We start from the raw sequence: 8,889 nt of genomic DNA on the forward strand, positions 1-8,889 counted from the left end.
CCGGATACCACGGACTCCTTCTCCAGGCCCCTGTTCCGGTTTCCCTGGGCCCGCTTCCGGCCGCACCTGTACTCTACGTCGCCGGGCCGCGGCGGGGCCCGTTCGCGGGCCCGGCCGTGCACAGACGTCGATTACCGTGCATCCGCGCTTGTAGTCTTCGTGTTACGGTCTGTCGTGCCACGGCGGGCCCCGGCCCGGACAGTGACGCTTCGAACAAGGGATGACGGTTGGATCGGCAGACGGCCTCGGCCACCTTCCCGTCCACCGCCGCAGCGGTGGCGGACGCGCGCCGGTTCGTCCGGAAGGTGCTGGCCGACTGGGGCGTCGACGAGGCGTCCGACGACGCCGTTCTCGCCACCAGCGAACTCGCCACCAACGCGATCGCCTACGCCGGGACGTCCTTCGAGGTCTCCTGCCGGCTCGAGGACGGCGACATCAAGATCGAGGTCCGCGACCGGCACCCCACCCGCGGCATCGAGATGCCGGGCGTCACCGCCTCCAGCGGGCGTGGGCTGCCGTCGATCGCGCGGCTCGCCGCGTCCTGGGGCGTGTCCTACGACCGCCGCACCAAGGGCGTCTGGTTCCGCCTGCCCCGGCCGGGCGCGGCCGAGGCCGCCGAACCGGGGGCCGCCGCCGGTCAGGACACCGCCACGGCCGGGTCCGAGGCCGCCGGCCCCGCCGCACGCGGCCCCCGCGAGCGCGCCGCCCGCGAGCGCGCCGCGCGCGACCGCGGCGACCAGGCCCGCGACGGCGCCGCCGCGCAGGGCCGCGAGGGCGGCATCGGCGGCGACGTGGGCGACGTCCCCGTCGCCGGAGACCGGCTGCTGCGCTCCCCGGCCGCCGTCGAGGCCATGGAGGACGGCGTCGCCACCGTCCGCGAGACCCTCGGCGCCGAGGGCGCCGCCGTCCTGCTCACCGAGCGCGACGGCCGCATGATCATGGGCTCGTCCGCCGGCACCGCCGCCGAACTGCCGCTCGGCGAGCTGTCGGTGGCCGGGCTCGGCCCCGCCGCCCGCGCCGGCTCGCCCTGGGTGGCCTCCGGCGCCGACCCGACCGCCACGGCCCTGCACGCGCGCTCCCTGGCCGCCGCGCCGCTGGAGTCCCAGGGCCGCCTCACCGGCGTCGTCGTGGCCGTCTCGTCCGTGCCCGGCCGCTTCGACGAGGCCGACGGCGCGCGGCTCGGGCGCCTCGCCGACGAGATGTCGCTCTCCCTGGAGAAGGCCAGGGTGGGGGAGTTGGAACGGTCCTGGCGCGGCTGGCTCAGCTTCGTCGCCGAGGCCAGCGACCTGCTCGCCGGCACCCTCGACCAGGAGCGCACGATGGCCCTGGTCGCCCAGCTCGTCGTCCCGCGCCTGGCCACCTGGTGCGCCGTCTACACCGTCACCGAGGCCGAGCCCGACCGGCTCGCCTACGTGTGGCACGCCGACGAGAACCGCGCCGACGGGCTCCGCGAGCTGCTGGAGCACGCCGGCGCCGCCCCGCCGATGGAGGGCCCCGGCCCGTGGCACGGGCTCGCCACCGCCCCGCCGCAGGTCCGGGCCGCCGCCGGCGACACCGCCGCCGACCAGGTCTACGCCTTCCCGCTGATCGCCCGCGGCCGGCGCATCGGCACCATCGTCATCGGCCGCCCGCCCGGCGACCGCTTCCCGCGCAGCGCCATCGAGCTCGCCGAGGAGCTCAGCCGCCGCGCCGCGCTCGCCGTCGACAACGCGCGGCTGTTCTCCGCGCAGACCGCGATGAGCAGCGCCCTGCAGCGCAGCCTGCTGCCGCCCGGCATCCCGGAGATCCCCGGCCTGGAGGTCGCGGTGGTGTACGACCCCGCCGGGGAGGGCAGCGAGGTCGGCGGCGACTTCTACGACGTCTTCGAGAGCGGCCCCGCCCAGGGCGGCCCGGCCGCCGCGTCCCGCTGGCGGTTCGCCATCGGCGACGTGTGCGGCACCGGCCCCGAGGCGGCCGCCGTCACCGGCCTCGCCCGGCACGCGCTGCGCATCCTCGCCGCCGAGGACATGTCGGTCCCGGCCGTGCTCACACGGCTCAACCGGCTCATCCTCGGCGAGGGGGAGCGGGGGCGGCTGCTCACCCTCCTGCACGGCGAGATCGCGGCCCGCAACCCCGGCGGGGTCCGGATCCGGCTGACCAGCGCCGGGCACCCGCTGCCGCTCGTCCTCGACCCGGAGGGCGGCGTGCGCGAGGCGGCCACGGCCCAGCCGCTGCTCGGCGTGTTCGACGGTGTGGAGTTCCACACCGACACCGTCGACCTGCGCCGCGGCGAGGTCCTGCTCTGCGTGACCGACGGCGTCACCGAGCGGCGCGCGGGGAACCGGCTGCTCGGCGACGGGGACGGCCTGGAGCGGCTCCTCGCGGGCTGCACCGGGCTGAGCGCGGGCGCCGTCGCCGCCCGCATCCAGCGGGCCGTGCGCGACTTCGGGCCCGAGCCGTCCAACGACGACATTGCCCTCATCGTTCTACGGGCGTCATGATGGAGACCAACAATCGGTAAGGTGGGGTGGCGTGGGGCTTGCCTTGCACACGACACGACAGGACGGCCGCGCGACGATCGCCGCGCGCGGCTCCATCGACCTGCACTCCTCCGAAGAGCTGCGCACTCGGCTGACCGAGCTCGTGGACGCGGGCGAGCGGGCGGTGGTCGTCGACCTCGCGGCGGTCGACTTCTGTGACTCCTCCGGCCTGAACGTCCTCGTCCGGGCCTACAAGCACGCGCGCGCCCAGAACGCCACGCTGACCGTCACCGGCGCCTACGGCCGGGTCGAGAACGTGCTGCGCACCACCGGGCTCGACCGGTTCCTGATCGAGGGCCCGGCGGAGGAGGCACCGATGGGCGGTGAGGGGACACGATGAAGAACGGCGAGCGGGCGGAGTGACCGACCCGATGACCGAGACCACACTGCGCGCGGCGCCCCAGACCGAGGCGGTCGAGTACGCGCGGCGGCTCGCCGCCCGCACCATGCGCACCTGGGCGCTGATGGACCGCGAGGAGCTCGTCACCGCGATCGTGGCCGAACTCGTCGCCAACGCCGTCCGGCACGCGGGCACCGCGCTCGAGCTCCGGCTGCTGCGCGGGTCCGGGCGCGTCCGCGTCGAGGTCCGCGACCGCGCCGCGCAGCTGCCCCGGCTGACCGTCCCCGGCCCGCTGGACGAGTCGCACCGCGGCCTGTTCATCGTCGACCGGTTCGCGAACTCCTGGGGCGCCGACCCGGTGACCGGCGGCAAGGTCGTGTGGGCGGAGGTCGACATCTGAGAGGACGTCCGCCCTGGAACGTGCCGCCCCGCAAGAACTGGCGTGAAGGCGCGCCCACCGGCCGGTGGGCGCGCCTTCGGCGTTCTCGTGGATCAGGCCGACTTGCGGTACAGCTCGGCCACCATGAACGCCAGGTCCAGCGACTGGCCGCGGTTGAGCCGCGGGTCGCACGCCGTCTCGTACCGCTGGTGCAGGTCGGCCTCGGCGAGCCCCTGGCCGCCGCCGACGCACTCGGTGACGTCGTCGCCGGTGAACTCGATGTGGATGCCGCCCGGGTGGGTGCCGAGCGCCCGGTGCACCTCGAAGAAGCCCGCCACCTCGTCCAGGACGTCGTCCAGCCGCCGGGTCTTGTGCCCGCTCGGCGCCTCGAAGGTGTTGCCGTGCATCGGGTCGCAGATCCACGCGACCGGCGCGCCGCTCTGGTGGACCTTCTCGATCAGCGGCGGCAGCGCGTCCCGGATCCTGCCCGCGCCCATCCGGGTGATGAAGGTGAGCCGGCCGGGCTCGCCGTCCGGGTTCAGCCGGTCCATCAGCGCCAGCGCGTCGTCGGCGGACGTCGTCGGGCCGAGCTTCACCCCGATGGGGTTGCGGATGTGCCGGAGGAACTCGACGTGCGCCCCGTCCAGCTGCCGGGTGCGCTCGCCGATCCACAGGAAGTGCGCGGACACGTCGTAGGGCAGGCCGCTGAGGTGGTCGATGCGGGTCAGCGCCCGCTCGTACTCCAGCAGCAGCGCCTCGTGGCTGGAGTAGAACTCCACCCCGTGGAACTCGTCGGGGTTCGCCCCGCACGCCTTCATGAACGTCAGCGCCCGCTCGATCTCGCCCGCGAGCTGCTCGTAGCGGCGCCCCGCCGGGCTCTGCTGGACGAAGTCGCGGTTCCAGGCGTGCACCTGGCGCAGGTCGGCGTAGCCGCCCTTGGTGAACGCCCGGCACAGGTTCAGCGTGACCGCCGAGCAGTGGTAGGCCTTCAGCAGCCGGTGCGGGTCGTTGCGGCGGGACTCGGCATCGAACGCGAACCCGTTGACCGCGTCGCCCCGGTAGGCGGGCAGCTCCACGCCGCCGCGCACCTCCACCGGCTTGGACCGCGGCTTGGCGAACTGGCCCGCCATCCGGCCGATCTTCACGACCGGGACGCTGGCCGCGTAGGTGAGCACGACCGCCATCTGCAGCAGCGTCTTCAGCTTGTTCTTCACCGCGTCGGCGTTCGAGCCGCCGAACGTCTCGGCGCAGTCGCCGCCCTGCAGGACGAACGCCTCGCCGCGCGCCACGTCCGCGAGCTGCGTCTTCAGCTGGTCGCACTCGCCGGCGAAGACGAGCGGCGGCTGGGTCGCCAGTTCGGCGGCGACCGCCCGGACCTCGTCCGGATCGTCCCAATCGGGCTGCTGGAGGGCGGGGAGCGCGCGCCAGGCGTCGAGGTCCCCGGTGACGGCGGATGTACTCACCCCGAAAGGCTATGACACCGCCCGCCCAGCGAGGGACGCCGAGCCCGCGGACGCTCCGGTGCGGACGGTCCCGGAACGGGCCGGAAACGGCGAACCGGGCGGTCTCCTCGTGGTGACCGCCCGGTTCCGCGTGCCGTGGGCATCGCGGCGCGTCCAGGCCGCGCTGCGCCGCGCCGTGCCGCGCCGTGCGCTGCGGCGCGCTGAGGCGTGCTCAGGCCGCGCGGCTCCCGGCGCCCGCGGGTTCCCGCGCGGAGCCGGGCGCCAGCGTCCTGCGCCCGCTCAGATCCGTCTCGTTCGCGAGCTGGCGCAGCCGCCGCAGCGAACGGTCGGTGATCTGCCGCACCCGGTTGTGGCTCAGGCCGTACCGGGCGCCGATCTGGGCGTACGACAGCGGCTGGCCGCTGTCCATCCCGAACCGGGCGCGCACGATCGCGGACTCGCGTTCCGGAAGCCGGTCGAGCAGCCGTGCGAGGCCCTCGATGTCGTCCAGCGCGAGGATCTCGGCCTCCGGCGTGACGGCGTCCGGATCCTCCAGCAGGTCGCCCATCGGCGTCTCGCCGGCGTCGTCGACGGTCGCGTCCAGGCTCGCCGGGTCGCGCCGCCAGCGCAGCAGCTCGTCCACATGCTCGGCCTCGGCGCCCAGTGACAGGGCCAGCTCCTCGCGGGTCGGCTCCCGGCCGAGCTCCCGCCCGAGCTGGCGCTCCGCGCGCCGCAGCCGCGAAAGTTCCTCCTCCACATGGACCGGCAGCCGGATGGTGCGGGCGGTGTGGCTGAGCCCGCGCCCGATCGCCTGCCTGATCCACCATGTCGCGTACGTGGAGAACTTGAAGCCGCGGCGGTAGTCGAACTTCTCCACCGCGCGCATCAGCCCCAGGTTCCCCTCCTGAATGAGGTCGATGAGGGGCAACGAGTCGGTCGGATACTTCCGGGCGATCGAGACCACCAGCCGCAGGTTGGCCTCGACGAAGCGCTGCTTCGCGCGCAGCCCCGCCGCGGCCAGCTCCTCCAGCTCCTCGCGGGTGGCGCCCTCGGGCACCCTCCCGTCCTCGAGGAGCTGCTCGGCGTACAGGCCCCCTTCGATCGCCTTGGCCAGATCGACCTCCGCCTGCGCATCGAGCAGAGGAGTACGGCCGATCCGGTCGAGGTACGCACCGACAAGATCCTTGTCGGTGACGTCGACCCTGTCGCCCTTTGTACGGGTTGCAGCCATCCTGACCCTTCTCCGGTGCGATCTCCCTGAGAGGACAACGCTAATTACCGCTCTGTGATTCCCGAACGGGAATACTGCGAGGCTGTTAGCCGCTCTACGACCTGATACCCCGACTGAGGAGAAACCGACATGGCGACGGTCACACTCACCGCTGAGAACTTCGACAAGGTGGCCCAGGCCGACGGCATCGTGCTGGTGGACTTCTGGGCGGAGTGGTGCGGACCTTGCAAGCGCTTCGCGCCGGTCTATGAAAAGTCCGCGGGCAAGCACGAGGACATCGTCTTCGCGAAGGTCGACACCGACGCCGAGCCGGAGCTGTCCGAGCGGTTCGGGATCAGGTCGATCCCGACGCTGATGGCGATCCGGGACGGCCTCATCGTCTTCGCCGAGGCGGGCGCGGTGCCGGAGCCGGTGCTGGAGAACGTGATCGAGCAGGTCCGCGGCCTCGACATGGAGGACGTCCGCCGCCGCGCCGACAGCTGACCGGGGTCGGACGCCCCGGCGTCGCGCGGGTTGCGCGCGGTGGGCGCGAGGGCAAAGAAGCGGGTGGCTGCGCCCGATCGACCGCCCGTATGGACGATGATGGACGGATGCTCGCCGATGTCGTCCCCTACCTGGTGTGCCCCGTGTGCGGAGCCGACCTCGAACTGGCCGACCGCGGGCTGCTCTGCCCCGGCGGACATGCGTTCGACATCGCGCGGCAGGGGTACGCCAACCTCCTGCCGGGCAACGCCCGCCCCGGGACGGCCGACACCCCGGAGATGGTGCGGGCCCGCGACGCGTTCCTCAGATCCGGCCACTTCGACGCTCTGGCAGACCGGCTGGCTTCCGGTGTCGCCGGCGTCGGCCCGTCTTTCGTGGTCGACGCCGGCGCGGGAACCGGGCACTACCTGGGCCGGATCCTCGACCGGTCGGCCGGCGCGGCGGGCCTGGCGCTGGACATCTCCAAGCACGCGGCCCGCCGGGCCGCCAGGGCCCATCCGAGAGCGGGCGCCGTCGTCGCCGACCTCTGGCGTCCGCTCCCGCTGCGCGGCGGTGTGGCGGACGTGGTCGTCAACGTCTTCGCTCCGCGCAACGCGGCCGAGTTCCACCGGGTCCTCCGTGACGACGGGCGGCTGCTCACCGTGACACCGTCGCCCCGGCATCTCGGCACCCTGGTGGAGCCGCTCGGGCTCCTCTCGGTCGACGAGCGGAAGACCGAGCGCATGGACGCCGCGCTCGCGGGCTACTTCAAGTTCGACGCGCGCCAGGAGATCGAGTCGGAGGCCGTCCTCACCCATGACGAGGTGGCCACGCTCGTGGGGATGGGGCCGAGCGCGCACCACGTCCCGGCCGACCAGCTCAGGGAGCGGCTGCGGCGGCTACCGGATCCGCTGGCGGTGCCGCTCTCCTTCGTCCTGTCGACCTACCGGCGGCTGATGTAGGCCCGCGTCCGCGCGCTGAATCAGTTCGAGCAGCACCTGCGGTACCTCGCCGGGTTCTACGACGCCCTCGGCCCCCTGACCGTCGACGGCCTCGTACATGAAGGAGACGGAGACCGAGCGGGCCGTAGCGCTCAGCAGGAGCCGCTGGAGCGCCTGTCCCGCGCGAAGCCATTCGGCGGGGGAGTCGCCGCGAGTCGTGAGCACCGCACGGCATCCGCTGGTCTCCGGTCCTCCGTCCGCGAGCGGGTGGAGGGCCGCCCCTTCCAGGCGGGCCGCCTCGCCGAGTTCGTTGACGAGGGGAAGCGCCGGCCGGACGCCCGATGCGGGACGGCCGTCGAGGAAGGGCTTCAGCGTCGCGGCGTAGAGCAGCCGCTCCTCGCGGGTCACCCGGTGGCGTCCGGCGAGGCGGATCGAGGCGAGGACCGATGGACGTCCGGCATCGGGAAGCACCCGGGCCACGGCCTCGTGCCCGAGCTGGGCGGCGGCGAGCCGCAGGTTGACGAGCGCGGCGCCGCTGCTGAGATGCAGGCCCCGCCCCAGGGGATCGTGCATGGACCGGAACCTGTCCGGGTCGGCGTGCAGCTCGATCAGGCCGGGGACGACCTTGAACCGCCAAGCATGCACGCCATGGATGGTGGGCCCCATCGTCGCGGCGACCACGAGGCGCTCCGCGGACGAGCGGATGGCGGCGGGCACATTCACGAGGTGTTCCTCCTGACCTCGGCCGAGTGTCGTGCCGGGAGCCACTGCTGTCCGCGCACGCTACCCCACTGTGACCCGCGGCACGTAGTGCCTGAAAGGCGAGGTCAATGAGGCTGATGGTGTGCTCGGGTGACAAGTTTTCGCGGTGGCCCGTGTGCCTTGATTTGACGGTGGTGACGGCGGACCTTAATGTCTCTCCTGCCCCGAGGGGATGCGGGACGCTGGCAGGCGGACGGCCCCGGGGAAGCCACTGGGAATAACCGCGGTTTCGGCTGCGGTTGGTCCGTGTGACGCCCCGGACGGGATGCGGGACGCCGTGAGCGGCGGCCGGCTCGACGGGGATCGGGCCTCCGAAAAACGGTTCGAGCGGCGCTCGGGCTCGTGTAGGATGGTTCGAAAGCCCAGAACGGGATGCAGGACGCCGCGAGGTGGCCGGCCCGCAGGGCATCTCCTACGGAACGATCATCGCCAGGTCTTCGGCCTGGGGGTACGTCGTCGCCGCAGGGGACTGGGACGCCTCCGACCGTCAAGAAGATCTTCGCCGATCGGCTTGACAACGGAAGCGGAACAGGTAAGTTAGAAGGGTTGCCCCGGAGCCGGGGCCTGCGGGAGCGGGGTTCGGCGCGGTGGGTGTCCGTTTCTTGAGAACTCAACAGCGTGTTAAAAGCCAGTGCCTTTATCGGCTCGGTCAGTTGGCCGGGTCGCCCCGTGGCCATCGTCCCTTTGGGATGGTGGTGGGGATTTCTTTGAGGCAATGCGATCTTTCGGGATCGCGATGCTGGGATTTTCTTCAAGGTTTGGCCGGCTGGGGTTCGCCCCCTGGTCTGGTCGTTTTGGACCTTAATGGAGAGT

Annotated in this window: 8 protein-coding genes; 5 read left to right on the top strand and 3 right to left on the bottom strand. The window is 72.8% G+C overall.

The features are described 5' to 3' along the window. The first annotated feature begins 227 nt into the window (after nucleotides 1-227). The 3 genes from ABFX46_RS35960 to ABFX46_RS35970 are packed head-to-tail and all read left to right on the top strand — an operon-like array spanning nucleotide 228 to nucleotide 3,259. Nucleotides 228-2,480: a SpoIIE family protein phosphatase gene (locus tag ABFX46_RS35960; RefSeq protein WP_346048429.1), complete on the top strand. Its 2,253-nt coding sequence runs from the start codon at nucleotides 228-230 to the stop codon at nucleotides 2,478-2,480. A gap of 31 nt (nucleotides 2,481-2,511) precedes the next feature. Then, entirely contained in the window at nucleotides 2,512-2,859 is a 348-nt protein-coding gene (locus ABFX46_RS35965; protein WP_131938971.1) for an STAS domain-containing protein, read from the top strand. A gap of 31 nt (nucleotides 2,860-2,890) precedes the next feature. Further along, nucleotides 2,891-3,259 carry an ATP-binding protein gene (locus ABFX46_RS35970; RefSeq protein WP_067638735.1) on the top strand — a complete coding sequence of 123 codons (369 nt, stop codon included), beginning with the start codon at nucleotides 2,891-2,893 and terminating at the stop codon, nucleotides 3,257-3,259. Between the two features lie 92 nt (nucleotides 3,260-3,351). On the opposite strand, the gene ABFX46_RS35975 is transcribed toward ABFX46_RS35970, so the two are convergent. Beyond that, nucleotides 3,352-4,701, bottom strand: coding sequence for a class II 3-deoxy-7-phosphoheptulonate synthase (locus ABFX46_RS35975; RefSeq protein WP_346048430.1), 1,350 nt, complete (start codon nucleotides 4,699-4,701; stop codon nucleotides 3,352-3,354). A gap of 211 nt (nucleotides 4,702-4,912) precedes the next feature. Then, nucleotides 4,913-5,911, bottom strand: a complete 999-nt coding sequence (locus tag ABFX46_RS35980; RefSeq protein ID WP_346048431.1) for a sigma-70 family RNA polymerase sigma factor — start codon at nucleotides 5,909-5,911, stop codon at nucleotides 4,913-4,915. A gap of 129 nt (nucleotides 5,912-6,040) precedes the next feature. Between ABFX46_RS35980 and trxA the strand changes: the two genes are divergently transcribed. Continuing rightward, complete coding sequence (gene trxA / locus ABFX46_RS35985; protein WP_346048432.1) at nucleotides 6,041-6,394, top strand: thioredoxin; 354 nt, start codon at nucleotides 6,041-6,043, stop codon at nucleotides 6,392-6,394. A 107-nt stretch (nucleotides 6,395-6,501) separates the two neighbouring features. Continuing rightward, a complete protein-coding gene (locus ABFX46_RS35990; RefSeq protein ID WP_346048434.1) occupies nucleotides 6,502-7,335 on the top strand; it encodes a putative RNA methyltransferase in 834 nt (277 codons plus the stop codon). Here the strand turns inward: ABFX46_RS35990 and ABFX46_RS35995 are convergent. Beyond that, a complete protein-coding gene (locus ABFX46_RS35995) occupies nucleotides 7,273-8,037 on the bottom strand; it encodes a hypothetical protein (RefSeq protein ID WP_346048435.1) in 765 nt (254 codons plus the stop codon). The genes ABFX46_RS35990 and ABFX46_RS35995 overlap by 63 nt on opposite strands. Nucleotides 8,038-8,889: the final 852 nt, after the last annotated feature.

It is taken from the genome of Actinomadura chokoriensis (assembly GCF_039529475.1).
Taxonomy (GTDB): domain Bacteria; phylum Actinomycetota; class Actinomycetes; order Streptosporangiales; family Streptosporangiaceae; genus Spirillospora; species Spirillospora bangladeshensis.

What these genes read in the sequence shown, in the direction of transcription:
- ABFX46_RS35990 (WP_346048434.1), top strand. Translation starts at nt 6,502, where the DNA reads ATGCTCGCCGATGTCGTCCCCTACCTGGTGTGCCCCGTGTGCGGAGCC.
- trxA (WP_346048432.1), top strand. Translation starts at nt 6,041, where the DNA reads ATGGCGACGGTCACACTCACCGCTGAGAACTTCGACAAGGTGGCCCAG.
- ABFX46_RS35970 (WP_067638735.1), top strand. Translation starts at nt 2,891, where the DNA reads ATGACCGAGACCACACTGCGCGCGGCGCCCCAGACCGAGGCGGTCGAG.
- ABFX46_RS35980 (WP_346048431.1), bottom strand. Translation starts at nt 5,911, where the DNA reads ATGGCTGCAACCCGTACAAAGGGCGACAGGGTCGACGTCACCGACAAG.